This is a genomic window from Mesorhizobium sp. HAY1-8B (assembly GCF_056868045.1).
Genome location: NZ_CP200321.1, coordinates 1,023,328 through 1,048,918, shown reverse-complemented (window position 1 = coordinate 1,048,918; position 25,591 = coordinate 1,023,328). Strand labels below are relative to the sequence as shown.

Here is a 25,591-nt window from a genome sequence, read left to right as displayed (position 1 = left end):
CACTTTTCCTGGAATTGCTCTAATTACCGGCAGCGACGAGATGGCCGTTGCCGACATCTTGCAAGGCCAGCTTTAGCGGCGCCTCGCCGATCTTGCGGGTCGCGCTCGGGATCTCCTGATCGAGCCGGGCGAAGCGGCTTCTGCGCCTGGCCGGATCAGGCACCGGCACGGCCTCGATCAGCTGTTTCGTGTAGGGATGACGCGGGTTGGAAAAGACTTGGTCGCGCGTGCCCATCTCGACGATCTGGCCGAGATACATGACGGCGACGCGGTCGGAAATGTTCTCGACCACCGCCATGTCGTGCGAGATGAAGAGGTAGGCGACGCCGAATTCGCGCTGCAGTTCCTTCAACAGGTCGAGGACGCGCGCCTGCACCGAGACGTCAAGCGCCGACACGCTTTCATCCGCGATGATCAGTTTTGGCCGCAGCGCCAGCGCGCGCGCAATGCAGACACGCTGGCGCTGGCCGCCGGAGAATTCGTGCGGATAGAGCTCCATCTGGTCGGCCGACAGACCGACACGGTCGAACAATGCCGCCACACGCTCCCGCCGCTCATCCTTCGAGGCAATGCCGTGGATCACCAGCGGCTCGGCAACGAGGTCACCGACGCGCATGCGCGGGTCGAGCGAGGCGAAGGGATCCTGAAAAATCATCTGCACGTCGCGACGCACCGCCTTGCGTTCGTCGCGGCCCAGGCCCGACAGATTGCGCCCACCGACAACGATGTCGCCGCTGTACGGCACCAGCCCGGCCAGCGCCTTGGCGGTGGTCGACTTGCCGCAGCCGGACTCGCCGACCAGCGCCAGCGTCTCGTTGGGCGCGATCGAGAAGCTGACACCTTCGACGGCGTGAACGCGGCGGTTGACCCTGCCGAAGACGCCGCCGCGCAGGTCGAAGCGGACATGCAGCTCTTTGACCTCGGCGACATTGGCCGGCGTTAGCGTCTGTGCGTCCCTGGATTTTTGCCGCCCGACGCCGCTGCCGATGCGCGGCACGGCGGCCAGCAGTTCGCGGGTGTAGTCGGCCCGCGGCCGGGCAAAAATGTCCGATGCCTTGCCCTCCTCGACCATGCGGCCATGCCGCATGATGATGACGCGATCGGCCATCTCGGCGACCACGCCCATGTCGTGGGTAATGAGGATGACGCTGGTGCCATGCTGGCGCTGCAGGTCGCGCAGCAGTTCCAGCACCTCCCCCTGCACGGTGACGTCCAGCGCCGTCGTCGGCTCGTCGGCGATCAGCACGTCGGGCTTGAGCGCCAGCGCCATGGCGATCATCACCCGCTGGCGCATACCGCCGGAGAGTTCGTGCGGAAACTGCTTTAGCCGGCTTTCGGCTTCCGAAATGCGCACCGCCTTCAGCGCCTCGATGGCACGCTGGCGGGCCTCGGCTTGCGACAGGCTGGTATGCGCCTCGATGGCTTCGGTGAGTTGGCGACCGATCGACAGCACAGGGTTCAGCGAGGTCATCGGCTCCTGGAAGATCATGGCGATGCGGTCGCCGCGAATGCGCCGCATCTGGCGCTCGTCGAGATCAGTCAGCTCGGAATCACCGAGACGGATGGTGCCTGAGGATATGCGGGCTGCGGGCTGCGGCAGCAATTGCATGATCGCCAGCGCCGTCATCGATTTTCCGGAGCCGGACTCGCCGGCGATGCAGAGCGTTTCGCCGCGTGCAAGCGTGAGCGACAGGTCGGAAACAACCTCGCGCTCGCCATCCTCGCCGCGCACGCTGACCGACAGGCCGGCGATATCGAGCACCGGCCCCGCCGTCACCGGAGCGGCAACCCCGGTCCGCTTTTTGCCCACGCCAGCGTTCATTCGAAGACGCAGCGCGGAAAGTAGAACGAGACCACCCAGTTCGGCATGTCGACGATCTCGCTGATGCGCAGGTCGCCGCACACCGAGGCCAGCATGTAAGCCTCGACCGGATCGAGCTTGTAGCGCCCGGCGAGCAGGTCGACCATCTGCGCAACGGCCTCCTTCGCGCCCGTCATCAGGTCCGGCCCGATGCCGGTCGTCACCTCATAGCCCTTGGCGTCAAGATGGCGCGTCACCGGCCCCGGCGTGGTGAAGCGCGGCGTCTTCAGCCTGGCGTCCTTGACCAGGTCGAGCTTGAGCACGACGTCCATCGGGCTTTCGATCGCCGTGCCGCAGACCTCGCCGTCGCCTTGCGCGGCATGGGTATCGCCGACCGAGAACAACGCACCAGCCACCTCCACCGGCAGATAGAGCGTGGTGCCGGCGGCGAGATCGCGGATGTCGAGATTGCCGCCGACGCGCCTGGGCGGAACCACCGAGTGATGGCCCATCTCAGCCGGGGCGTTGCCAATGGTGCCGGCGAAAGGTTTCAGCGGCACACGCGCATTTTTGCCGAACAGCGCCGGCTCGAGCGAGGCTGCGTCATATTTCCAGATGTTCAGCGCCGGCTCCATGAAATCGTCGGCGAGCAGCCCAAAGCCCGGAATGTTCGCCGTCCAGCCGAAGCCGGACGGTTTGAACATCTCGATCGTCACCTTCAGCGCGTCACCCGGTTCGGCGCCCTCGACGAAGATCGGCCCGGTCACCGGGTTGATCGTAGCAAAGTCGAGCTTGGCGATATCGCCGACCGTGCTATCGGGTTTCAGCTGACCGCCGGAGGAATCGAGGCACTGGAACTCGATGGTCGAGCCGGGCGCCACACGTTCGGCCGGGGCAAAGGAATTGTCCCAGCCGAAATGGTGATGGCGGCCATGGATGGTGTAGTCGCAGTTATTGCACATCTTTTACGTACACATTGTCATAGTTGATCGGAACGTGGACCGGGTCGACATAGAGGTTGTCGGCGCCGCCCATGCGCGCGGATTTCATGGTGAAGCGCTGCTCGTTGAAGACCGGCGCCCAGGGCGCGTCCGCCATGATCTTGGCGTAGATGTTGCTCCACATTTTGTAGCGCTCATCCGACTTCGCCGGATCAACGATCGAGTCGGCTTCGGCGGCCTTGGCATCGAGATCCTTGTTGCAATACCACGACCAGTTCCAGCCGCCCGGCACCGCGCCAGCGCAGCCAAGGATCGGACCGTAGAAGTTCGAGGGATCGGGGAAGTCCGCGATCCAGCCCATGCCGCCGGACCAGATCATCGGTGCGCCGGCCTTGTCGCCGCCGGCGGCGATGACGTTGGCCTGTGCGAGCGCCTGAATGCTGGCCTTGATACCGATCGCCGCCAGGTCCTGCTGGATCGCCTGGGCAATGCGCGGGTTGGGATCGGTGTTCATGGCGAACAATTGCGTGTCGAAGCCATCGGGATGGCCGGCCTCGGCAAGCAGCGCCTTGGCCTTGGCAACGTCATAGGGATAGCCCTTGTATTCCTTGTCGTAGGCCGGCATCGACGGCGGCAGCGGCTGGTTGGCCGGCACGGCACGGCCATTGATGATCTGGATAATGCGCGCCTTGTTGATCGCCATGTTGACGGCCTGGCGCACCTTCACATTGTCGAAAGGCGCCATGGTGGTGTTCATGGTGATGTAGCCGGTGTGCAGTTGGCCGCCCTCGACGACGCGCGCCTTTTGTTCGGGATCGGACATCACCTCCTGGAATTTTGCCGGCGGAATGCCGTCGAGGGGCAGGTCGATTTCGCCCTTCTGCAGGCGCAGCAGCGCCACGATCGGCTCCTGGCCGACCTCGAAGGTGATCTTGTCGAGATGCGGCAGGCCCTTGTGCCAATAGTCCGGATTGCGCACGAAGACGATGCGCTGGCCGAGCGTCCATTCGGCGAGCTTGAAGGCGCCGGTGCCGACGGGGTGCTTGCCGAAATCGGCGCCATACTTCTCCACCTCTTCCTTCGGCACGACATGCGAGAAATTGATGGCCATGACATGCAGGAAGGTGGCGTCGGGCCGGCTTAGTTCGAACTTGACGGTGTAGGGGTCGACGACGGTGACACCCGCGAGGCTGTCCGCCTTGCCGGCCGCGACATCGTCATAGCCCTTGATCGAACCGAAGAAGCCGGCACCCGGGCTCTGCGTCTTCGGGTTGGTGACGCGGTCGAGCGAATATTTCACGTCGTCCGCGGTCATCTCGCGGCCATTGTGGAATTTGACGCCGTGGCGCAGCTTGAAGGTGAAGGTCTTGCCGTCGGGCGAAATCTCGTAGCTTTCGGCAAGGTCGGGCTTCAGCTTGGTCGTGCCCGGCTCGTAATCCATCAACCCGTCGAACAGGCTCTTGATCATCGACCAGTTCTGCCAGTCATAGCCGATGGCAGGGTCGAGCGTGGTGACGTCGTCCTTGTAGGTGGCGATGATTTCTCCGCCCTGCTTGGCGTTGGGATCGATTGTGTCTTCGGCGCGAGCACTCGTCATGCCGAGCATCAGCGCCAGCGCCGATGCCGCGACTGTGGAGGCGAGGAATTTTTTCATTTCGTGTTCCCTTTCTCTGTTTGTTTTCTTGGTTTCATCTGAGTTTGATGCTCATCTGAGTTTGATACGGGGGTCGATGAAGGGCGCGATGATGTCGGCAAGCAGATTGCCGAGCACGATGGCGAAGGCCGAGACCAGCGTGACGCCCATGATGATCGGGATGTCGACGCGCTGAATGGCCTGCCATGCCAGCTGACCGATGCCGGGCCAGCCGAACACGCTTTCGACGACGACGATGCCGCCCATGAAGATGCCGATGTCGATGCCGATCATGGCGATGATCGGCAGGATGGCGTTGGGCAGTGCATGGCGGAAGAGGATGGCACCGCGCGCCAGGCCTTTCGCACGCGCGGTGCGGACGTAATCCTGGCGCAGCACGTCGATCATCGACGAGCGCATCATGCGCGCATACCAGCCGGCGCCGAGGATGCCCATGGTGAGCGACGGCAACACCAGATGACGCCACGTGCCGTAGCCGCCGATCGGAAACCAGCTCAGCCGCACGGCAAAGACGTAGAGCAGCAAGAGACCGACGACGAATTGCGGCGCCGAGACGCCGACGAAGGACGCGACCATCAATGTCTGGTCGGTCGCGGTGCCGCGTTTGACGGCGGCGACCAGGCCCATGGAGAGGCCGATCAGCAGCTCGCACAGGATGGCGCCGACCATCAATAGCAGGCTCGCCGGCAACCGCGAGACGATCAGCTCGGCAACCTCGGAGCGCTGGATGTAGGAGCGGCCGAGATCGCCGCTGACGAGCCTGGCCAGATAGTGCCAGTACTGGACGACGAAGGGCTGGTCGAGGCCGAGCTGCTGGCGGATGTTCTCGACCGTCTGTGGCGTGGCGCTGCGCCCGGCGATCTGGCGTACCGGATCAGCCGGCAACAGATAGAGCAGCGCGAAGGTGATCAGCGAGACGCCGAGCAGGATGAGCAGTGACTGGATCAGCCGGCGGCCGAGATAGGCGATCATGCCCGGCCCCTTTGCGTCGGATCGAGGATGTCGCGCAGCGCGTCGCCGATCAGGTTGAAGGCCAGCGCCAGCGCCAGGATCGCAGCGCCGGGGAAGAACACCAGCCAGGGTGCCGCTTGGAAATAGGTTTGGTTCTCGAAGATGATGTTGCCCCAGGATGCGGTCGGCGGCTGCACGCCGATGCCGAGGAAGGAGAGCGTCGCCTCCAGCAGCACCGTGGTCGAAATGCCGAGCGTGCCCCAGACGATGATGGTCGGCAGGAGATGCGGCAGGATGTGGCGAAACAGGATGCGCGGCGCGCCGGCGCCGATGGTGCGTTCGGCGTCGATGAACTCGCGTTCGGCGAGCGAGGAGGTTTCAGTGTAGATGACACGGGCGGTCTGCACCCAGTTGACCAGTGCGATCACCATGGCGACGATCCACAGGCTGGGCTCGAACACCGCCGCCAGGCAAATGGCGAGCAGCAGCGCCGGGAACGCCATCATCAGATCGGTGAAGCGCATCAGCGCGCTGCCGATCCAGCCGCGGAAATAGCCGGCGGTGACGCCGACCAGCGTGCCGATGAACAGCGCCACGCCATTGGCAACGATGCCGATGATCAGCGAGGTGCGGGCGCCGTAGAGAATGCGGGTCAGCAGGTCGCGGCCAAGCAGGTCGGTCCCCAGCCAGAATTTGGCATCCGGCGGCAAGGGCGAGCCCTCGATGGTCAGGCCGTCGAACATCTGTTCGTTGGGATCATAGCCGGTCAGCCATGGCGCCAGCACGGCGCCAGCGACCACGATGGCGACGATGACCAAGCCGAGCATCGCCAGACGGCGCTTGACCAGCCGGCGCCAGACGCCGGCGCGTGGCCTGGCCGGCATGCGCGCCGGCGCGATGAGGTCAGGCGCGATGGGACTGGTCATCGCCACCTTCCTCGTTCGTTACTTCCTCGCACGTCATGGCCACGATTCGGCGTGCGGCATCCTCGACGCTGATCTGCCAGCTCATCGCCAGCGAGCGCAGTTGCGCATAGGCGCGCTCGTCATCGGTGCCTTTCGACAGTGCCGCCACCGCGCGCACGATCGTCTGGCGCTCGGCGACGCGCTGGCGCAGCGACGAAATTTCGCCGGCTAAGTTCTTGCGGGCCTCGAAACTCTGCCGTGCGATCAGCAGCGCGCTGTAGACGCCGGCGGTGCCGACCGGCTTCAAAAGCTGGGCGTCGGCCTTGTGCGACAATGCCCATTCGATGCGGCCTGGCGCCTCCGAACCGATCAACGCCACCAGCGGCATCGGCGCCTCGCCCGGCTTCCAGGGGAATTGCTCGTCGAAACCGAGATCGGTGTCGAAGAAGACGAAATCGGCGGCGAGCGCCTCTGGCTGCAGTTCCGGCCAGCAGTCGAGCGTGACGAGGCCGATGGCCGACAATTGTCTTGTGATGGCGTGCACCGTCGGATGCGGGCGATGCAGGATGAAGGCCCTGGCGCCGCCGAGATTGGGGATACGCGGGGTTCGGGTCACGACACCACCCTCAGGCGCGGACGGCCGAACGTCTTGGCGGGGTCGTAGCGCGACAGATAGGGATCCGGCGCGACCTCGTGCTGCCGGCTGACGACCTCGAAATGGCCGTCGGCGATCCGGCCGATGATGACCGGCAGCGTCGCGTGCTGGGTGTGGGCGTCGATGGCGATCGGCCCCAGCCGGGTGGAGAAGCGCGTTGCGGCGAAGGCTTTCGAGAATTCCGCCGGACCGGCGTCGGGATCGCGCGACAACACGTCGGCCATCACCTGAACCGAGGCATAGGCGGAGGCCTCGAAGGACGAGGCGAAAGCCGCAGGCCGTGGTGCGAAATAAGGTCCGACCGATAGATGTCCCTTGCCCGTTTCGCCGATCGCCGGCAGCTCGCCCTCGGTGAGGTTGCAGGAGATGACCGGGCAGGTTTCCGGGCTGAAGGCAGGATCCTCATCGCCCAAATCGCGATAGGCGGCCAGGAAGGCGTAGGACGATGTGCCGATCAGGTTGTTGAGGATGAAGTTCGGCCGCGTCGCCCGGATTTCCCCGATCAGGCGCGACACGTCGGTCTCGCCGATGCGCAGATAGCGTTCGCCAAGCACCTTGCCGCCGGCGTCCGCGATCAGGTCGCGCGCGACACGGTTCATCTCCCAGCCCCAGATATAGTTGGAGCCGAGCAGAAAGCCGTTAGCGCCGAAGCGCGGCACGACATGGGCCATCAGCGGCACCAGGTGCTGGTTGGGGCAGGCGTGCATGTAGACGACATGCTCGTTGGCCTCGAAGCCTTCATAGGGGCAGGCGTACCAGAGCATGCCGCCGGCCTTCTCCAGCACCGGGATCGTCTCCTTGCGGCTCCAGGATGTGACGCAGCCGACGACATGGCGTGCGCTGCTGGTCTTGAAGATGTCCTCGCAAAGCGTCGCGTAGCGGTCGGCATTGCTTTGCGGATCGCGCTCGACCGGCACCAGCTCGATGCCTGAGCCGCGGTCGGCATTGATGTCGGCGATGGCGCGCATGGCGCCGATGCGGCACGCGTCGGAGACGAGCTGATAGCTCCCCGAGCGGGAATAGAGGATGCCGATCTCGATGCGCCGTTTCAAACAGGACCCCAGAAATGACAATGCCCCGCAGCCAGCGCCACAAGGGCGAGGCATACGAGGCATTCTTGCCGCCCGGCGATCAGAGCCGGTATTTTGGCCTAGGGTATTCGGTCCGGCTGGTCAGTCAAGCGGGAAAGTTGTCCTCCTGCAACGCTTGCGGCGCCAACCCGCGTGGAGGAGCGGTCAGATCTCACCCTCGATGAGGCTCTCCAGCAGATCAAGCAGTTGCTCCAGACGCTCGTGGCCGAAGCGGCGCTCGATGTCGTCGTAGATGACGCGGCGCTCGGGCGACAGAGCGCGGATCAGGGCGGAGCCGGCCGGGGCGATGGTCAGCACCACGCGGCGGCCATCGCCCTCAGCCTTGTTGCGGGTAATGAATTTTCGGCCTTCGAGCGTCTTGATGATGCGGGTCAGGCTGGGCGGCAGCACCGACGCGCGATCGGCAAGCTCCGTCGCCTCCACCGGGCCGGCCTCGCTCAGCACGCACAGCACGCGCCACTGCTGTTCGGTCACGTCATGCGCCGTAAGCATTGGACGAAACCGCGCCATCACCGCTTCGCGGGCGTGCAGAAGCGCCATAGGCAGGGAACGACGGGAGTTTTCCGGCAGCAAGCGACGTTTTCTCCAGTGCTGAGTGCGACCAGCGGCAGGCTTTGCCAGCAGGCTGGTTCTCAAAGCCCGTCACCGTCATCCCGTATCGTCGCCTCTGGCGGGATGCAAGGCCTGACTTCGGCGACATCATTCGCACTTGATGCGTTAATTGCAGCAAGTGAAGCTCTGTTCCTTGCGCCGGCGTCGTTTACATCAACACCTATGCCTGCCGGATCGCAGCGCAGTGCCGCCGCGGTCGGTCCAGTGGTGTCCTGTGCTCCCTTCCCTGGAATTTTTGAGAGAATATTCCCGGCTTTGCCGAGAACAGCGAAACACGTCCTTTTATAAAATCGAGACCTCGGTGATGGTGGCTGTGGTGATCGTGCTGATCATCCTGGTCTGTGGGATTCAGTGGGCGGGTGACCGGCTGGTGGCGCGGCTGGACCGGCGGGGGTGATGAGCCCGGTAGGCTCGCGCGGAATGGGCAGAGGCTTCCCGACTTCGTCATCCACGGGCGGAGCAGCCGCGAAGCGGCGTCGCGGAGACCCGAGGATCCATGCCGCGACCGGAGACGCAGGGTGCAGCGGGGCGGAATTCGGCACCGTTGGTGACGCATTGGAGTCCCGGCATGGATCCTCGGGTCTGCGCTGCGTCGCTACGCTCCTTGCTCCGCCCGTGGATGACGAAGCGACGGGCGTTCCGGCTAACCTCGCAACCTTACCCCTTCCGGATCAAAGAACGGCATCGCCGCCACGACCGCACGCGTCGGCTTGCCATCGATAGCGATGCTGAGTTCGGTGCCGACAGCCGTGAAGGGCAACCGCAGATGCGCCGTCGCCAGCACTTTCCCGAGGGAATAGCCGTGGTCGCTGTAGGTGACGACGCCGGCATCCTCGCCTTCGGCCAGCACGCGCGCATCCGTCGCGGCCGGTCTGTCGCCGTCGAGGATCAGGCCGGTCCAGCGCTCGCCGAGGCCCTTGTCGCGGATCTTGAGCAGCGCTTCGCGGCCGATGAAATCGCCCTTGTCGAACTTGATCCAGCGGTCGAGACCGACATGGAACGGCGTGCGGCTCTCATCCATGTCGATGCCATGCGCCGGATAGGCCTTTTCCAGGCCGAGCGTGAACATCGCCAGCACGCCATAGGGTTTCAGGCCGAAGTCCGCCCCTGCACGCATCAGGACGTCCCAGACGGAGGCTGCCTCGTCGGCCGGCACGAACAGTTCGAAGCCGAGTTCGCCGGTGACGCCGGTGCGCGAGATCAGGACGCGCGTGCCGTTGACATGGCCCGAAGTGAACGCCCAGCGCTTCAACCCGTCGAGATTGGCATCGCCGATCATGGCCTTCAACAATTCGCGTGAGCGCGGGCCCTGGATGGTCGGAAAAGCAATTGCCGCGGTGATGTCGGTGACGTAGGCCTTGCGGCCCTGGGCATGGTGCTGCAGCCAGGGCAGCATCTTCAGGCGGTTGACCGAGCCTGTCACCAGCATGAAATGCTCCGGCGCCAGCCGGAACACGGTGAGGTCGTCCATGATGCCGCCATCCTCGCGGCAGATGGTGGAATAACGGACCTGGCCCGGCTTCATCGCAGCCGCGTCGTTGACGATGACATGATTGACCAGCGCCTCGGCGTCCGGCCCCTTAATGTCCATCTTGCCCATGGTGCTAAGATCCTGCACGCCGACATTTGCGCGGGTGTTCAGGTGCTCGTCGGCGATGCCGGAATAGTATTTGGCCGAGATGAAATCGCCGCCAACCCGACCCATGGTCGCACCCAGTCCGACGATGCTGCTGTAGAGAGGGGAACGCCGCTCAGCCAAGAAAATTCTCCGTCATTCATGAAAACGGCAGCGCCCGGCGGCGCTGCCGGAAGGCATTCATTGTCGGTCTCAGCTGCCGTAGACGTCGAAGGCAAAATACTTGTCGTTGATTTCCTTGTATTTGCCGTTGGCGCGCAGCGCGTCGATGGCGGCATTGAACTTGTCGGTCAGCTCCTTGTTGCCTTTCTGCAGCGCGATGCCGACGCCGGGGCCGTGAATGGCCGGATCGGCGGTCAGCGTGCCGAGCAGCTTGCAGCAGGCGCCGTCGGGCTTCTTCAGCCATTCGGTGAGGATGATCGAGCCATCCATCATCGCGTCGAGACGGCCATTGGCCATGTCGGTGCGGGCGTCGTCGCCCGTGGGATAGGCCTTGACGGTCGAGCCCCCATATTTCTGCTCGGCGAATTTCTGGTGGATGGTGGCGGTCTGCACGCCAAGCGCCTTGCCTTTCAAATCGTCCGGCGAGGTGCCCACGATGGTCGAATCCTTCGGTACGGCGATGGCCGGCGGCGTCTGGTAGTATTTGTGGGTGAACTCGACCTTCTCGGCCCGCTCCGGCGTGATGGTGATGTTGATGATGGCATCGAACTTGCCGGCCTGCAGCGCCGGGATCGAGCCGTCGAAATCCTGCACGATGAATTCGCATTCGGCCTTCATCTCGGCGCACAGCGCCTTGCCGAGATCGATGTCGAAGCCGCCCAGCGTGCCGTCGGCGCTGGCGTAGTTGAAGGGCGGATAAGCACCCTCGGTGCCGATCCTGAGCTTCTTGTCCTGGGCGGACGCAGCACCAGCGGCAAGGGTAAGGGCGACGGAAGCGGCAAGCACGAAACGACCGAAAAGACGCATGTTCCAGATCTCCGTTGACCGCAGAAGTCTACGGGCTTTCGTGCCACCGGCGGTGACGGAAACGACATGTGCTGCGGCGATCACGGCGCTGTGACCGGTCTCCGCCATGGCGCGTGGCGGTGTTTAGCCGGCGCGCTGCCTGTCCGTCGCCTTGCGGTCAATCGTGAGACCGTCCGCCGCCAGGACCACGCCGAATTTTTGGGCAGCTTCCTCAGACGTGTAGTACCCCAGCGCCACGTCGCGCTGTACCTGATCGGCGTCACGCTCGCGCGGATCGCCATAACCGCCGCCGCCCGGGGTGCCGACGCGCACGCGGTCACCGGCCTTGAGCGGGATGTCCTGCTCCTTGGAGAGATGCGGCGGCACATGTTCTTCGCCATTGCGGAAGACGGTCACCGTGTTGACCGCGCCATCCCCGCCGCCGAGCGCGCCTTGCGGACCGAAGCGGCCGTGATCCATGACGAAGGAGGCCCGTGCGTCGCCACGCAGGATCTCGACCTCGTAGGCGAGGCCGAAACCACCGCGATGCTTGCCAGCGCCGCCCGAGCCTTCGCGCAAGGCATAGTGGCGGTAGAGCACGGGAAACGCCTGCTCCATGATCTCGACCGGCGGCGATTTGGAAATGCCGATGGTCGAGCAGCCATTGGTCAGGCCGTCATGGCCGGAATTGCCGCCATAGCCGCCGCCGGAGATCTGGTACATCACATAATCGCGGCCACGCACGGGATCGTTGCCGCCGAGCGCGAAATTGCCGCTGGAGCCGGCGGGGGCCGCCGTCACCTTGTCCGGCAGCGCCTGCACCATGGCCGCGAACACCGCCTCGGCGATCCGCTGCGAGACTTCCGCCGCACAGCCAGAGACAGGGCGCGGATATTTGGCATCAAGGAACGTGCCTTCCGGCCGCTTGACGATCAAGGGTTCGAAGGCCCCGGCGCTGATCGGCACATCCGGGAAGATGTGGCGCATGGCGAGATAGACCGAGGACAGGGTCGTCGCCAGTACGCTGTTCATCGGCCCGGCGCAGGGTTTCGACGAACCGCTAAAATCGAAGGTCAGCGTATCGCCCTTTTTCTCGACAGCGAGCGCGATGGTCAGCGGTTCGTTGACCACGCCGTCGGAATCGACAAAGGCCTTGGAATGATAGGTGCCGTCGGGAATGGCCGCGATGTTGGCACGCATCTGCTCGGCGGCGCGGCGGCGCAGTTCGGCGATCGCCTCGACAACAGTTTCGTCACCGTAACGATCCAGGATTCCATTGAGCCGGTCCTGGCCGATCAGCAGCGCGGCGGCCTGCGCCCTGATGTCGCCAATGCGCTGGTCGGCGACGCGGATGTTGGAGCAGATGATGGCGTAGATTTCGGGATCGAGCACGCCCTTCTTGAACAATTTGACCGGCGGCAGCCGCAGGCCTTCCTGCTCGACCGCGGTCGCCGAAGCGGAAAACCCGCCCGGCACCGAGCCGCCAATATCCGGCCAGTGGCCGGTGTTGGACAGCCAGCAGAAGATTTTCCCGCCTCGGTAGACCGGCATGACGAAGCGCACATCCATCAGATGGGTGCCGCCGAGATAGGGATCGTTGACGATGTAGATGTCGCCTGGCTCCGGTGGCAGGCAGCGACCGTCGGCGATCATCTCGATCACCGTTTTGGTCGAATACTGCATGACGCCGACGAACACCGGCAGGCCCTGGCTGCCCTGTGCGATCAGCGAGCCGTCGACCGCAGAATAGATGCCGTCGGAGCGGTCATTGGCTTCGGCGATGACCGGCGAGAACGCGGCGCGGGAAAAAGTCAGGTCCATCTCGTCGCAGACCTGCTGCAAGGCGGCCTGGAGAACCGAGAGCGTGATGGCGTCGAGCTTTGCCATATCAATGTCAGGCATCTCAGGCCTCGCCAATGTCGATGATGATGTTGCCGTCGGCATCGGAACGGGCGCGGTCGCCGGGTTCGAGCACGGTCGTGGCGTCCATCTGTTCGAGGATCGCCGGGCCCTGGATGACCGCATCGAGCGGCAGTTTTTCCCTGATATAGACCGGCGTGTCGTGCCAGCGCCCGGCATACCAGACCGGGCGGATCTCACGCCGCGCCTCGTCCAGCGTTTTCGCGCGCCCCGCCGGATCGATAAGCCGCGACAGGTCGATCGCCGGCCGCACGCCTGTCACCGAGGTGTTGAGATTGACGAGGTTGGCGCGGATCTCCGGCAACTCGACCTTGAAGCGGGCGAAATAGGCTTTTTCGAACAGGTCCTGCAGCTCGTTGCGGCTCACTGCCGAGGACGGCAGCGGCACGTTGATGATGTGGGTCTGGCCGACGAACTGCATGTCGGCGGAGTGGGTGACGCGGATCGTCTCCGGCTTCACCGCCTCCTTGCCGATCAGCTCCTCGCCTTCGTTTCGGTGCCGTTCCAATATTTGGTGAAGCTGGGTTTCATCGAGTATGGCGACCGGCTGGTTGACGGTGTTGACGAAGTCGTGGCGCAGGTCAGCGACGACGCAGCCGAGCGCGTTGGTGATGCCGGGGCGCGCCGGCACCAGCACCTTGGGCAGGCCGAGTTCGCGCGCCAGCGCGGTGGCATGCAGCGGTCCGGCGCCGCCGAAAGCGAACAGAGCGAAATCGCGCGGGTCATGGCCGCGCGACACCGACACCATGCGGATGGCGCCGGCCATCTTCATGTTGCCGAGCCTGAGCACCGCGCCCGCCGCCTCGACGCCGGACAGGCCGGTCGCCTTGCCGATCCTGTCTTCGAAGATGCCGGTGACGCGCTCCACGGTGACCGGGTTTTCGACGGCCAGCAGCTTCTTCGGCGCCAGCCGGCCAAGCACGAGATTGGCGTCGGTGATGGTCGGCTCCAGGCCGCCGCGGCCGTAACAGATCGGGCCGGGATTGGCGCCGGAGCTTTCCGGGCCGATCTGGATCAGGCCAGCGGCATCGACGCGCGCGATCGAACCGCCGCCGGCTCCGACCGTGTGCACCGCCACCATCGGCACGTGGATCGGCATGGCATATTCGATCTCGATCTCGTTCGAGACCGCCGGCTCGGCGTTGCGGATCAGCGCCACGTCGGTCGAGGTGCCGCCCATGTCGTAGGTGACAAGGTTTTCGAAGCCGGCGCGCTTGCCCGTATAGGCGGCGGCAATCACCCCGGAGGCCGGACCTGACATGACGGTCTTGGCAGATTCACGTGTGACGAAACGGGCCGAGATCATGCCGCCATTGCCGTTCATGATCAGGAAGTCGCGGGCATAGCCTTTCGCGGCCAACTCCTTGCGCAGCCGCTCGACATAGCGCTTGAGGATCGGCTGCACCGAAGCGTTGACCGAAGCGGTGACGCCGCGCTCGAATTCGCGCGCTTCCGACAGCAGCGCATGGCCCGTGGTGATGTAGTCGTTCGGCCAGAGCTCGGCGGCGATCTCGGCGGCGCGCCGCTCGTGCGAGGGGTTGGCGTAGGCGTGCAGGAAATGGATGACGAGGGATTCGCAGCCGGCCGCGATCAGCGTCTTCACCGCTTCACGCATCCCGGCTTCATCGAGCGGCGTGCGCACCGCACCTGAAGCCTCGACGCGCTCGGACACTTCGAGCCTGAGATTGCGCGGGATGACGGGAACGAAGGTGCCGGTCATGCCGTAGGGTTGCGGCCGTGTGCGCCGGCCAAGCTCGATCACGTCGCGAAAACCGCGTGTGGTGATCATGCCGGTCCTGGCCAGCCGGCGCTCGAGCACCGCATTGGTCGTGGTGGTGGTGCCATGCACGATGAGGTCGATGCCGTCGATCGGAAATCCGGTGGCGCCGAGTGCCGAAACCACGCCGAACGCCTGGTTGTCGACCGTCGTCGGGGTCTTGGCGATGTGCACCTTGCCGCCGTGCTTGCCGTCGATCAGAAGCAGGTCGGTGAAGGTTCCGCCGACATCGATGCCGGCCACGACGCTGCCCAGGGAATCCGGCGGCTGCACCGAAAAATTCTCTTTCATTGTCGAAACCCGAAATGCTGGGACTACGGATACGGCACAGTTTGGAAAGGTGTTTCGCGACGGTATCTTGACGCAAATATCGTTTGTATACTAATAAATTCCGGACACAAGAGCTTACCGCCTTGGAGTGTGCGAGCAGCACGCCGGAACCTGAACGGTTCGGGCGTGCAGGAAAAGGTTTGGCGCCCGCGTCCCCGGTTGGGCCAGAAAGTTGGATTTGATGAACACCACATCCGCCTTCAACACCGCCGGCGCCCGCCCGCTGCAGTTTCCGATTCCGGCCAATGTCTATGCTGAAACCGTCGTCTCGGTGAAACACTATACCGACCGGCTGTTCTCGTTCCGCATCACCCGTCCGCAATCGCTGCGCTTCCGCTCCGGCGAGTTCGTCATGATCGGCCTGCCCAATGCCGAGAAGCCGGTGTTCCGCGCCTATTCCGTGGCAAGCCCGGCCTGGGACGAAGAGCTGGAATTCTTCTCGATCAAGGTGCCGGACGGCCCGCTGACCTCGGAACTGCAGAAGATCCAGGTCGGCGACACCGTCATCATGCGTCAGAAGTCGACCGGCACGTTGGTGGTCGATGCGCTGACACCGGCCAAGCGGCTGTTCATGATCTCGACCGGCACCGGCATCGCACCGTTCGCCAGCCTGCTGCGCGATCCCGACACCTATGAGAAATTCGACCAGCTGATCCTGACCCACACCTGCCGCGACAATGCCGAACTCACCTACGGCCAGGAATTGGTGGCGGCGCTGGAAAGCGACCCGCTGATCGGCGAACTGACTGGCGGGCGCGTGACGCTCTACAATTCAACGACCCGCGAAGAGTCGGCCTGCATGGGCCGCATCACCGCGCTGATCGGCTCCGGCAAATTCTACGCCGACCTCGGCATCGAGAAGCTCAATCCCGAGACTGACCGCATCATGATCTGCGGCTCGATGCATATGCTGAAGGACGTCAAGGAACTTGCCGAAAGCCTCGGCTTCCAGGAAGGTTCCCTCAGCCATCCCGCGACTTTCGTCGTCGAGCGCGCCTTCGTCGGCTGAGGCCTGCTACCCACCCTGTGGACATGCTGCCCTCCAGGCGAACGCCTGATAGCGGACAGCCTGCTGGAATGGGTCGGGCCGCTCCATTCCGACCGGAAGCACTGCAAGCGCGCCTGTCAGCGCATACCGGCATATCTGATTTCAGGCCAGGCACGGTTGTGCCCGGAACGGCGCCGACAACGTCTGCCGGGCGGGCATGGCCGTGGGCGGTTGAGACGCTCCCCGAACCCTGACGCGGACGGACCATAGAAGTCACTTTATTGCGATGCAGCATTCAAGGCGGCCTCACGCATCCTTGAATGCCGCAGCGCAACATGACCGACTTGTAACCTGACAGCGGCGGGCCATCGGGACTACTGTCCCGGTGATCGACGCAGTCGGTCCTAACCACCTAACCATCCTGAAAAGGCTTGATATTCTTGCCAGCCAGGTGGACGGCACCATGAGCATTTCATCAACACAGCAAACCAGTCGCAAACGGCCGAAGCGCTCCCGGAGCATCGTCCTGTTGACCACACTCCTCCTGCTCGGCGGCGGTTACGGCCTATGGCGCAACCACGCCGACGGCGTGGCAAAAGCAGCCACCCAAACGGCGCAGCCCGCACCCAAGGTCCCAGTCACCGTGGCCACGGCAGAGAAAACCGATTTCCCGCTTTACCTCTACGGGCTCGGAACAGTTACGCCGCTGAACAGCGTCAGCATCTCGAGCCGCGTCGCCGGTGTCGTCAACCAGGTTCCGGTCGAGCAAGGACAGATAGTCAAGCAGGGCGACCTGCTCGCCGAGATCGACCCTCGCCCCTATCAGGCGGTGCTCGACCAAGCGAAGGCCAAGGAGGCGGAGGACGAAGCGACGCTCAAGAATGCCCAGGTCGTCCTCGATCGCCTTGCCACGCTCCTGAAAAAGACCTTCGAAACCCAGCAGGATGTCGACAACCAGCAGGCGGTGGTCACGACTGCCGCCGCCACGATCGAAGGCGACAAGGCCGCGATCGAGGCGGCGCAGCTCAACCTCGATTTCACCCGGATCACGGCGCCGCTGACCGGCAAGACAAGCTTCCGCACCATCGATCCGGGAAACATCGTGCAGGCCGGCCAGAGCCCCGGGCTTTTCACGGTCGTGCAGCTTCAGCCCATCTACGTGTCGTTCACGCAGCCGCAGGACGAGGTTTCGACCATCAACAAGGTTTTCGCTTCTGGCCCGGTTTCGATCGACACGCTTAGCGCGGATATGAAGACCGTGCTGGCGAGCGGCAAGCTGGAGGCGATCCAGAACGCGGTCGACCAGGCTTCCGGCACGATTTCGCTCAAGGCGACATTCACGAACCAGGACAATGCGCTGTGGCCGGGCCTGTCCGTCAACACGCGCATACGCATAGGCGCGATGGCGGGTGCGATCGTGGTGCCGGACGAAGCCGTCCAGCATGGCCCTGACGGGCTCTTCGCCTATGTCGTCGGCGACGACGGCAAGGTCCATCGGCAGACCGTGAAGACGGGTCCTTCGGACGGCGGTGAAACGGTAATCACCGACGGCCTCGCTGCCGGACAGCGTGTCGTGGTTGCCGGCCAATACCGGGTGGTTGATGGTGCAAGCGTCGATCCAACGCCGGCTCCAGGCGCCGGACAAGCGCAGAACGGCGCTGCCGGAGGTGCAAGCTGATGGCACAGATCGGTGTTTCCACGCCTTTCATCCGCTATCCCGTCGCCACGTCGCTGTTGATGATCGGCGTGCTGTTCGTCGGCGTGGTCGCCTATCTCAACCTGCCGGTCGCGGCGATGCCGAACGTCGACTTCCCGACGATCCAGGTGTCTACCAGCCTGCCGGGCGCCGACCCGATCACGATCGCATCGTCGGTGACCCAGCCGCTCGAAACGCAGTTCGCGCAGATCCCGGGCATTGCCGAAATGACATCGAGCAGCCTGTCCGGTTCCAGCCAGGTCACCTTGCAATTCGCTCTCGACGTCGACATCGCATCGGCCGCCGGGCTGGTGCAGTCGGCCATCAATGCCGCCGGCGGACAGCTGCCGAAAAACCTCCCCAATCCGCCCACCTACAGGGAAGTCAATCCTACCGACTCGCCGATCATGCTGATTGGGGCGAGCTCGACCGACTTGCCGCTGACGACGTTGAGCGATGACGTCTACACCAAGCTGGCGCAGGTGATCAGCCATGTCGACGGCGTCGGCCAGGTGCTGGTCGGCGGCCAGCAGACACCTTCGATCCGTGTCCAGCTCGATCCAGCCAAGCTCGCGGCAAGGGGCCTGTCGCTGGAAGCGGTGCGCACGCCGCTGTCGATCGGCACGGTGGACCTGCCCAAGGGCAACATCCAGGGCGAAGTGCGCTCCTTCACCATCTTCTCCAACGACCAGATGACCGCTGCCGATGACTGGAACAACGCCATCATCGCCTATCGCGACGGGGCGCCGGTGCGGGTCAAGGATGTCGGCCGGGCCGTGCTCGACGCGCAGGACTACACCCAGGCGGGCTGGACCGACACGACACGCGGCGTCGTGCTCGTCATCTTCAAGGAACCCGGCGCCAATATCATCGACACGGTCGACAAGATCAAGGCGGAGCTGCCGATGCTGACCGCCTCGATGCCGGCTTCGCTGAAGCTGCAGGTGCTTTCCGACCGCACCCAGACCATCCGCGCCTCGGTGGCGGACGTGCAGTTCACGCTGATGCTCACCATCGGGCTGGTGGTGATGGTGATCTTCCTGTTCCTGCGCAATATATGGGCGACGGCCATTCCGGCCTTCACCGTGCCGCTGGCGCTGCTCGGCGCATGCGGCCTGATGTGGGCCGCCGGCTACAGCATCGACAATCTGTCGCTGATGGCGTTGACGATCTCGATCGGCTTTGTAGTCGACGACGCCATCGTCATGCTGGAGAACATCGTCCGCTACATCGAGCATGGCGAGAAACCGATGGATGCCGCGATCCGCGGCGCCAGCGAGATCGGCTTCACCATCATGTCGATCTCGATTTCGCTGGTGGCGGTGCTGATCCCGCTGCTCCTGATGAGCGGCATCATCGGCCGCCTGTTCAAGGAGTTCGCGGTGACGCTGGCCATGACCATTCTGGTCTCGGCCTGCGTTTCGCTGACGCTGACGCCGATGCTGGCTTCGCGCTTCATCAAACCCGCCAACGAGGAACATCACGGAAGGCTCTACCGGTGGAGCGAAAGCGTCTTCGACGGCATGTTGCGCGCCTATGAGCGCGGCCTCGACCGGGCGCTCGGGCATCGTTTCATCACGCTGCTGGTGTTCCTGACCTGCGTGGGCCTTACCGGCTATTTCTTCACGCTGGTTCCGAGCGGCTTCTTCCCGCAGCAGGACACTGGCCTGATTTTCGGCCAGGTGATCGCAGGCCAGGACGTCTCCACCGGCCAGATGCAATCCTACATGGCGCAATTTGCCGGGATCGTCTCCAAGGATCCGGCGGTGGCGCATTTCGCGGCATCGACGGGCGGCAATGGCAACACGCAAAACACCGGCCGCATGTTCATCCAGCTGAAGCCGCGCGACGAGCGCGACGTTTCGGCCGACCAGATCATCCGGCGGCTGCAGCCGAAGCTGTCGGCCGTCCAGGGGGCGCGCCTGTTCATGCAGGCCTCGCAGGACGTGCGTGTCGGCGGCAAGCTGTCGGCCTCGCAATACCAGTATGTGCTGGAAAGCAGCGACCTCGACACGCTGGACGACTGGGCGCCCAAACTGTTGACGGCCTTGCAGCGCCTGCCCGAACTGCGCGACGTCTCGACCGACCAGATGAGTTCCGGCACGACGCTGACGCTGCAGGTCGATCGCGACCAGGCGGCCCGCTACGGCTTGACGGCGAACGATGTCGACAACACGCTCAACGACGCCTTCGGACAGCGCCAGATCGCCCAGTACTTCACGCAGCTTTCGACCTATGACGTGATCCTCGAGGTGCTGCCGTCGGTGCGCGGCGACCTCAAGGCGCTCGACCAGATCTATCTGACGACATCGAACGGTTCGCAGGTGCCGCTCTCGGCTATCGCCAAATGGACGACGAAACCGGTGCAGCCGCTGGTGATCAATCACGAGGGCCAGTTCCCGTCGGTGACGATCAGCTTCAACCTGGCGCCCAACGTCGCGCTCGGCCAGGCCACTGCCGCGATCGACAGGGCCGCCGCCGAGATGCGGCTGCCGGCGACCATCCAGACCAACTACACGGGAACGGCACAGGCCTTCCAGCAGTCGCTGTCTTCAGTGCCGGTGCTCATCCTCGGCGCGCTGGTGGTGGTCTACCTGATTCTCGGTATCCTCTATGAAAGCTATGTCCACCCGCTGACCATTCTCTCCACTCTGCCCTCCGCCGGGCTTGGCGCGCTGGGCACGCTGCTCGTCTTCCATATGGAGTTCAACCTGATCGGGCTGATCGGCGTCATCCTGCTCATCGGCATCGTCAAGAAGAACGGCATCATGATGGTGGACTTCGCCATCGCGGCGGAAAGGGACCAGAATCTCAGCTCCCTGGACTCGATCCGCCAGGCCTGCCTGCTGCGCTTCCGGCCGATCATGATGACCACCATGGTCTCGATGCTGGGCGCACTGCCGCTGATGCTCGAGAACGGCACCGGGGCGGAGATCCGTCAGCCGCTGGGTTACACAATGTTCGGCGGGCTGCTTGTCAGCCAGGCGCTGACGCTCTTCACCACGCCGGTGATCTATCTCTACCTCGACGACCTTTCCCATTGGCTCACCTCATTCCGCAGGCATGAGCCGGAGCACGGCGAACCCGAACGCATCGAGGCTGAAATCGGCGCGGCTGCGCGCAAGCTGGCGGCCGAGTAGGCTTGCGTCGGCGCGCGGGCCGACATCAGCTTGTGGCCTCGGTCCAAACGATCGTGTAAGTATCGCCCTAAACGAGAAAGGGCAGGAAATGAGCAACACGATCCGCGAAGCCGAGCCCGGCACCAGCGCGTCGAAGGTGACGCCGCTGCCGGCTCGCGCCGCCGCCAACACCCCGATACCGTCGGATCATCGCATCGCGCGCAATCCCGGCATGAAGCTCGATCTCGGCTTCATGGAATCGGTTCGCAGCGTCAACCGCTCGGCACTAGAACGGCGCGTCGCCAGCCTGACCAAGCGGCGCTCGATCAAGGCCGACAACCAGGCGGCCTGGCTGCTGCGCGCCGTTGCCTGCATGGATCTGACGACGCTGAATTCCAATGACACCGAGGAGCGGGTGCGCCGGCTTTGCGCCAAGGCGATCAACCCGCTGCGCCGCGACATCGTCGAAGGCCTCGGCATTTCGGGCGAAACCATCCGGCCGGCGGCGGTCTGCGTCTACCATCCCTTTGTCGCCACCGCCGTCGACGCCGTGCGCGGCACCGGCATCCATGTCGCCGCCGTCTCCACAGCCTTTCCGCATGGTCTTGCGCCGCTGTCGACGCGGCTGCAGGAAATCGAGGCCTCGGTGCGCGACGGCGCCGACGAGATCGACGTCGTCATTCCGCGCGGACTGGTGTTCGGCGCCAAGTGGCGGGAACTCTACAACGAGATCGTGTCCATGCGCGCCGCCTGCGGCGATGCGCATCTGAAGGTCATTCTCGGCACCGGCGACCTCGCCACGCTGCGCAATGTCATGCTGGCCTCGATGGTGGCGATGATGGCGGGCGCCGATTTCATCAAGACCTCGACCGGCAAGGAAAGCGTCAATGCGACGCTGCCTGTCGGGCTGGCCATGGTGCGCGCCATCAGGGCCTATTTCGAGGAGACCGGCTACCTCATCGGCTTCAAGCCGGCCGGCGGCATCTCCACCGCGAAAGCCTCGCTCGACTGGCTGGTGCTGATGAAGGAAGAACTCGGCCGGCCGTGGCTCGAACCCGAGCTCTTCCGCTTCGGCGCGTCGAGCCTTCTGACCGACATCGAGCGCCAGCTCGAGCATCATTTGACCGGGCATTATTCGGCCAATCACCGCCACGCGATGGCTTGAGCACCTACCCTGATCGGCTTTGCCGATCGGTGAACGAGGCACACGATGAACATTCTCGACCGCTATCACGCCATGGACTACGGCCCGGCGCCGGAAGCCCGAAACGAGGCCGATGCGTGGCTTGCCGCGCGCGATTTCGGCAAGGCGCTGTTCATCGACGGTGCCTGGAAGGCCGCATCCGGCGGCAAGACTTTCGAGACCACCGAGCCGTCTTCAGGCAAGCTGCTGGCCAAGGTTTCGGACGCCAGTGCGGCCGATATCGACGCGGCGGTCGCGGCAGCCACCAAGGCATTGCCCAAATGGAGCGCCAGTTCAGGCTATGTCAGGGCAAAAGCGCTCTATGCCATCGGCCGCGCCATGCAGCGCCACCAGCGTCTGTTCGCGGTGCTGGAGACAATCGACAATGGCAAGCCGATCCGCGAAAGCCGCGACATAGACGTGCCGCTGGCGATCCGCCATTTCATCCATCATGCCGGCTGGGCGCAGGCGCTGGACAAGGATTTTCCGGGCCATAGGGGCGTCGGTGTCGTCGGCCAGATCATCCCGTGGAATTTCCCGCTGCTGATGCTGGCCTGGAAGATCGCGCCGGCGCTTGCCGCCGGCTGCACCGTGGTGCTGAAGCCGGCCGAATTCACGCCGCTCACCGCCATTCTGTTCGCCGAAATCTGCGAACGCGCCGGCGTGCCGAAAGGTGTCGTCAATATCGTCCAAGGCGGACCCGAAGCGGGCGCTGCCATCGTCAATCACCCCGGCATCCAGAAGATCGCCTTCACCGGCTCCTCGGAGGTGGGAAAGATCATCAGGAAAGCCACCGCCGGGTCAGGGAAAAAGCTGTCGCTGGAGCTCGGCGGCAAGTCGGCCTTCATCGTCTTCGAGGACGCCGATCTCGACAGCGCCGTTGAAGGTCTGGTCGACGGCATCTGGTTCAACCAGGGCCAGGTCTGCTGCGCCGGTTCGCGGCTCCTGGTGCAGGAAGGCATTGCCGAAGCCCTCATCGCCAAGGTCAAGACGCGGATGAGCAGGTTGCGCGTCGGCAGTCCGCTCGACAAGAACACCGATATCGGCCCGCTGGTCGACATCACACAGCTCGACCGCGTCAAGGGACTGGTCGCCGAAGGCGCGAAACAGGGCGCCGTCTGCTGGCAGCCGGATGCGGCGCTGCCGTCCTCCGGCTATTACCATCTGCCGACGCTGGCCACCGGTGTTTCGCCGGCTAATATCCTTGCGCAAGAAGAGGTGTTCGGACCGGTTCTGGCGACCATGACCTTCCGCAACACCGAGGAAGCGATCGAACTCGCCAACAATACGCGCTATGGACTAGCGGCTTCGGTTTGGAGTGAGAACGTCAACCTCGCCCTCCATGTCGCGCCGCAGTTGAAGGCCGGCGTTGTCTGGGTCAACGGCACCAACATGTTCGACGCCGCATGCGGCTTTGGCGGCTACCGCGAGAGCGGCTTCGGCCGCGAGGGCGGGCGCGAAGGCATGTTCGAATATCTCACGGCAAAACTGCCGCTCGGCCCGGTCATCAAGCCGGCGGCGCTCTCGGCGCAGCCCGTCGAACAGGTCGATGGCTCGGCCATCGATCGCACGGCAAAACTGTTCATCGGCGGCAAGCAGGTGCGCCCGGACGGTAATTATTCGCTGGCGGTCGCCACCGCCAAGGGCAAGCTGGCGGGTGAAGTCGGGCTCGGCAGCCGCAAGGATATCCGTGATGCTGTTTCGGCCGCCCGAGGCTGCAAAAGCTGGCCGGAGGCGACCGCCTACAACCGCTCCCAGGTGCTTTACTATCTGGCCGAGAACCTTTCCGGCCGCGCCGGTGAGTTTGCCGCCCGCCTGACCGAACTGACCGGCGCAACGCCCAAGGCCGCGCGGGAAGAGGTAGACCAATCGATCGAACGGCTGTTCCTCTATGCCGGCCTTGCCGACAAGTTCGAGGGTCGCGTTCACCAGCCGCCGGCCCGTGCCGTGACGCTGGCGCTGCATGAGCCGGTCGGTGTCGTCGGCATCGTCGCACCCGATGCCTCGCCGCTGCTTGGCCTGATCTCGCTCATCGCCCCGGCGCTCGCGATGGGCAACACCGTGGTCGCCGTGCCGTCCGAACGCTATCCGCTGCTCGCCACCGACCTCTATCAGGTGATCGAATATTCCGATGTTCCGGCCGGCGCCATCAACATCGTCACTGGCCGCACGGCGGAGCTTGCCGGCGTGCTGGCCAAGCATGACGATGTCGACGGGCTGTGGATATTCGCCGATGCCGACACCTGCGCCAAGGCGGAAGCCGAATCCATCGGCAACCTCAAGCGCGTCTGGAGCGGCAATGGCCGCAGCCTCGACTGGGCATCCGGGGAAGCGGCCGGCGATGCCTTCCTGCGCCGCGCCATCGAGGTGAAGAATGTCTGGGTGCCTTACGGCGACTGACATTGCCAGGCTGTCGCAATGGTGATCGTGTTCGGGCTTGACGCCCGAACACATGTTCTTTAACGAGAAAAAACATCTTTATCTATAAACTGACGGCGGCCCAGGCTGCATGGTGATGCCGTACTGGCACACGACGCCGTGGCAGGATGCCGTTAAATCCGGATGATCCAGAGGAGCGAGGAGAAAAGCATGGCGGATCTGGCAGGCAAGGTCGTTGTCATCACGGCGGCGGCGCAAGGCATCGGCAAGGCGAGCGCATTGGCCTTCGCCAAGGCTGGAGCCACCGTCCATGCCACCGACATCAACGAGGTGCTGCTCGCCGAACTCGCCAAGACGTCCGGGATCAAGACCCGCAAGCTGGATGTGCTGAACGACGAGGCCGTCAATACGGCCTTTGCCGAGATCGGCCGCGTCGACGTGCTGTTCAACTGCGCCGGCTTCGTTCATTCCGGATCGATCCTCGAGATGAAGGATGGCGACCTCGATTTCGCGCTGAACCTCAATGTCCGCGCCATGGTTCGCACCATCCGCGCCGTGCTGCCCGGCATGCTGGAGCGCGGCGATGGTGCTATCATCAACATGGCCTCGCTGGCGAGCTCGACCAAGGGCGTGCCGAACCGATTCGTCTATGGCCTGAGCAAGGCCGCGGTGATCGGCCTGACCAAGGCGGTCGCCGCCGACTATGTCGGCAAGGGCATACGCTGCAACGCCATCTGCCCCGGCACTGTCGAAAGCCCGTCGCTGCAGGACCGCATGCATGCGCAGGGCGACTATGAGGCCGCCCGCGCCGCCTTCATCGCCCGCCAGCCGATGGGCCGGCTCGGCACTCCGGAGGAAATCGCCGACCTCGCCGTCTACCTGGCCGGCGCCACCTATACGTCCGGGCAGGCCTACAATATCGACGGCGGCTGGTCGATCTAACGCAATCAAGGAGACCGCCGGCAAGCTGGGGGGATCTCGGACCAACAGGAAGATCGCGGCGCT

Annotated in this window: 18 protein-coding genes and 1 pseudogene; 7 read left to right on the top strand and 12 right to left on the bottom strand. The window is 64.3% G+C overall.

Annotated elements, in window-relative coordinates; all coding sequences use genetic code 11:
- Window positions 1-19: 19 nt before the first annotated feature.
- The 8 genes from AC1VON_RS05220 to hpaR all read right to left on the bottom strand — a co-directional run bounded on the left by AC1VON_RS05220 (window position 20) and on the right by hpaR (window position 8,538).
- Window positions 20-1,822: an ABC transporter ATP-binding protein gene (locus AC1VON_RS05220; RefSeq protein WP_483120788.1), complete on the bottom strand. Its 1,803-nt coding sequence runs from the start codon at window positions 1,820-1,822 to the stop codon at window positions 20-22.
- On the bottom strand, window positions 1,819-2,763 hold the full coding sequence (locus AC1VON_RS05215) for an acetamidase/formamidase family protein (protein ID WP_172347622.1): 945 nt from the start codon (window positions 2,761-2,763) through the stop codon (window positions 1,819-1,821). Before AC1VON_RS05215 ends, AC1VON_RS05220 begins: the two co-directional genes overlap by 4 nt.
- Complete coding sequence (locus AC1VON_RS05210; protein ID WP_483120786.1) at window positions 2,753-4,396, bottom strand: ABC transporter substrate-binding protein; 1,644 nt, start codon at window positions 4,394-4,396, stop codon at window positions 2,753-2,755. Before AC1VON_RS05210 ends, AC1VON_RS05215 begins: the two co-directional genes overlap by 11 nt.
- Before the next feature lie 51 nt (window positions 4,397-4,447).
- Complete coding sequence (locus AC1VON_RS05205) at window positions 4,448-5,368, bottom strand: ABC transporter permease (protein WP_483120784.1); 921 nt, start codon at window positions 5,366-5,368, stop codon at window positions 4,448-4,450.
- Complete coding sequence (locus tag AC1VON_RS05200; protein WP_483120782.1) at window positions 5,365-6,273, bottom strand: ABC transporter permease; 909 nt, start codon at window positions 6,271-6,273, stop codon at window positions 5,365-5,367. Before AC1VON_RS05200 ends, AC1VON_RS05205 begins: the two co-directional genes overlap by 4 nt.
- Entirely contained in the window at window positions 6,251-6,868 is a 618-nt protein-coding gene (locus tag AC1VON_RS05195; protein WP_483120780.1) for an ANTAR domain-containing response regulator, read from the bottom strand. The genes AC1VON_RS05200 and AC1VON_RS05195 overlap by 23 nt, the downstream gene beginning before the upstream one ends.
- The gene (locus AC1VON_RS05190; protein WP_483120779.1) at window positions 6,865-7,959 is read right to left on the bottom strand and encodes a transporter substrate-binding protein; all 1,095 of its coding nucleotides are present in this window, start codon (window positions 7,957-7,959) and stop codon (window positions 6,865-6,867) included. Before AC1VON_RS05190 ends, AC1VON_RS05195 begins: the two co-directional genes overlap by 4 nt.
- 183 nt (window positions 7,960-8,142) lie before the next feature.
- Window positions 8,143-8,538, bottom strand: coding sequence for a homoprotocatechuate degradation operon regulator HpaR (gene hpaR, locus AC1VON_RS05185; protein ID WP_246740999.1), 396 nt, complete (start codon window positions 8,536-8,538; stop codon window positions 8,143-8,145).
- A gap of 352 nt (window positions 8,539-8,890) precedes the next feature.
- Between hpaR and AC1VON_RS05180 the strand changes: the two are divergent.
- A pseudogene (locus tag AC1VON_RS05180) lies at window positions 8,891-9,007 on the top strand (ABC transporter permease); the annotation flags it as partial.
- A 246-nt stretch (window positions 9,008-9,253) separates the two neighbouring features.
- On the opposite strand, the gene AC1VON_RS05175 reads toward AC1VON_RS05180, so the two are convergent.
- The 4 genes from AC1VON_RS05175 to AC1VON_RS05160 form a co-directional block, all read right to left on the bottom strand.
- The gene (locus AC1VON_RS05175) at window positions 9,254-10,369 is read right to left on the bottom strand and encodes an aminomethyl transferase family protein (RefSeq protein ID WP_483120777.1); all 1,116 of its coding nucleotides are present in this window, start codon (window positions 10,367-10,369) and stop codon (window positions 9,254-9,256) included.
- Between the two features lie 69 nt (window positions 10,370-10,438).
- Entirely contained in the window at window positions 10,439-11,215 is a 777-nt protein-coding gene (locus AC1VON_RS05170) for an ABC transporter substrate-binding protein (protein WP_483120775.1), read from the bottom strand.
- A gap of 123 nt (window positions 11,216-11,338) precedes the next feature.
- On the bottom strand, window positions 11,339-13,081 hold the full coding sequence (locus AC1VON_RS05165; protein WP_483126274.1) for a hydantoinase B/oxoprolinase family protein: 1,743 nt from the start codon (window positions 13,079-13,081) through the stop codon (window positions 11,339-11,341).
- 16 nt (window positions 13,082-13,097) lie between these two features.
- A complete protein-coding gene (locus AC1VON_RS05160) occupies window positions 13,098-15,182 on the bottom strand; it encodes a hydantoinase/oxoprolinase family protein (protein WP_483120773.1) in 2,085 nt (694 codons plus the stop codon).
- 220 nt (window positions 15,183-15,402) lie between these two features.
- Between AC1VON_RS05160 and AC1VON_RS05155 the strand changes: the two genes are divergently transcribed.
- From AC1VON_RS05155 to AC1VON_RS05130, 6 genes are all read left to right on the top strand, one after another.
- Window positions 15,403-16,230: a ferredoxin--NADP reductase gene (locus AC1VON_RS05155; protein ID WP_483120771.1), complete on the top strand. Its 828-nt coding sequence runs from the start codon at window positions 15,403-15,405 to the stop codon at window positions 16,228-16,230.
- A gap of 508 nt (window positions 16,231-16,738) precedes the next feature.
- Window positions 16,739-17,887: an efflux RND transporter periplasmic adaptor subunit gene (locus tag AC1VON_RS05150; protein WP_483120769.1), complete on the top strand. Its 1,149-nt coding sequence runs from the start codon at window positions 16,739-16,741 to the stop codon at window positions 17,885-17,887.
- On the top strand, window positions 17,887-21,045 hold the full coding sequence (locus tag AC1VON_RS05145; RefSeq protein WP_483120767.1) for an efflux RND transporter permease subunit: 3,159 nt from the start codon (window positions 17,887-17,889) through the stop codon (window positions 21,043-21,045). The genes AC1VON_RS05150 and AC1VON_RS05145 overlap by 1 nt, the downstream gene beginning before the upstream one ends.
- An 88-nt stretch (window positions 21,046-21,133) precedes the next feature.
- On the top strand, window positions 21,134-22,189 hold the full coding sequence (gene deoC, locus AC1VON_RS05140; protein WP_172347636.1) for a deoxyribose-phosphate aldolase: 1,056 nt from the start codon (window positions 21,134-21,136) through the stop codon (window positions 22,187-22,189).
- Window positions 22,190-22,234: 45 nt separating this feature from the next.
- Window positions 22,235-24,607 (top strand): aldehyde dehydrogenase family protein, encoded by a 2,373-nt coding sequence (locus AC1VON_RS05135; RefSeq protein WP_483120765.1) that lies wholly within the window; start codon window positions 22,235-22,237, stop codon window positions 24,605-24,607.
- A 189-nt stretch (window positions 24,608-24,796) separates the two neighbouring features.
- Window positions 24,797-25,528, top strand: a complete 732-nt coding sequence (locus AC1VON_RS05130; protein ID WP_140770858.1) for an SDR family oxidoreductase — start codon at window positions 24,797-24,799, stop codon at window positions 25,526-25,528.
- Window positions 25,529-25,591: the final 63 nt, after the last annotated feature.

Coding starts and splice junctions, on each gene's coding strand:
- AC1VON_RS05165 (WP_483126274.1), bottom strand. CDS start 13,081: ATGGCAAAGCTCGACGCCATCACGCTCTCGGTTCTCCAGGCCGCCTTG.
- AC1VON_RS05170 (WP_483120775.1), bottom strand. CDS start 11,215: ATGCGTCTTTTCGGTCGTTTCGTGCTTGCCGCTTCCGTCGCCCTTACC.
- AC1VON_RS05145 (WP_483120767.1), top strand. CDS start 17,887: ATGGCACAGATCGGTGTTTCCACGCCTTTCATCCGCTATCCCGTCGCC.
- AC1VON_RS05220 (WP_483120788.1), bottom strand. CDS start 1,822: ATGAACGCTGGCGTGGGCAAAAAGCGGACCGGGGTTGCCGCTCCGGTG.
- AC1VON_RS05210 (WP_483120786.1), bottom strand. CDS start 4,396: ATGAAAAAATTCCTCGCCTCCACAGTCGCGGCATCGGCGCTGGCGCTG.
- AC1VON_RS05155 (WP_483120771.1), top strand. CDS start 15,403: ATGAACACCACATCCGCCTTCAACACCGCCGGCGCCCGCCCGCTGCAG.
- hpaR (WP_246740999.1), bottom strand. CDS start 8,538: ATGGCGCTTCTGCACGCCCGCGAAGCGGTGATGGCGCGGTTTCGTCCA.
- AC1VON_RS05215 (WP_172347622.1), bottom strand. CDS start 2,763: ATGTGCAATAACTGCGACTACACCATCCATGGCCGCCATCACCATTTC.
- AC1VON_RS05130 (WP_140770858.1), top strand. CDS start 24,797: ATGGCGGATCTGGCAGGCAAGGTCGTTGTCATCACGGCGGCGGCGCAA.
- AC1VON_RS05200 (WP_483120782.1), bottom strand. CDS start 6,273: ATGACCAGTCCCATCGCGCCTGACCTCATCGCGCCGGCGCGCATGCCG.
- AC1VON_RS05135 (WP_483120765.1), top strand. CDS start 22,235: ATGAACATTCTCGACCGCTATCACGCCATGGACTACGGCCCGGCGCCG.
- AC1VON_RS05205 (WP_483120784.1), bottom strand. CDS start 5,368: ATGATCGCCTATCTCGGCCGCCGGCTGATCCAGTCACTGCTCATCCTG.
- deoC (WP_172347636.1), top strand. CDS start 21,134: ATGAGCAACACGATCCGCGAAGCCGAGCCCGGCACCAGCGCGTCGAAG.
- AC1VON_RS05160 (WP_483120773.1), bottom strand. CDS start 15,182: ATGAAAGAGAATTTTTCGGTGCAGCCGCCGGATTCCCTGGGCAGCGTC.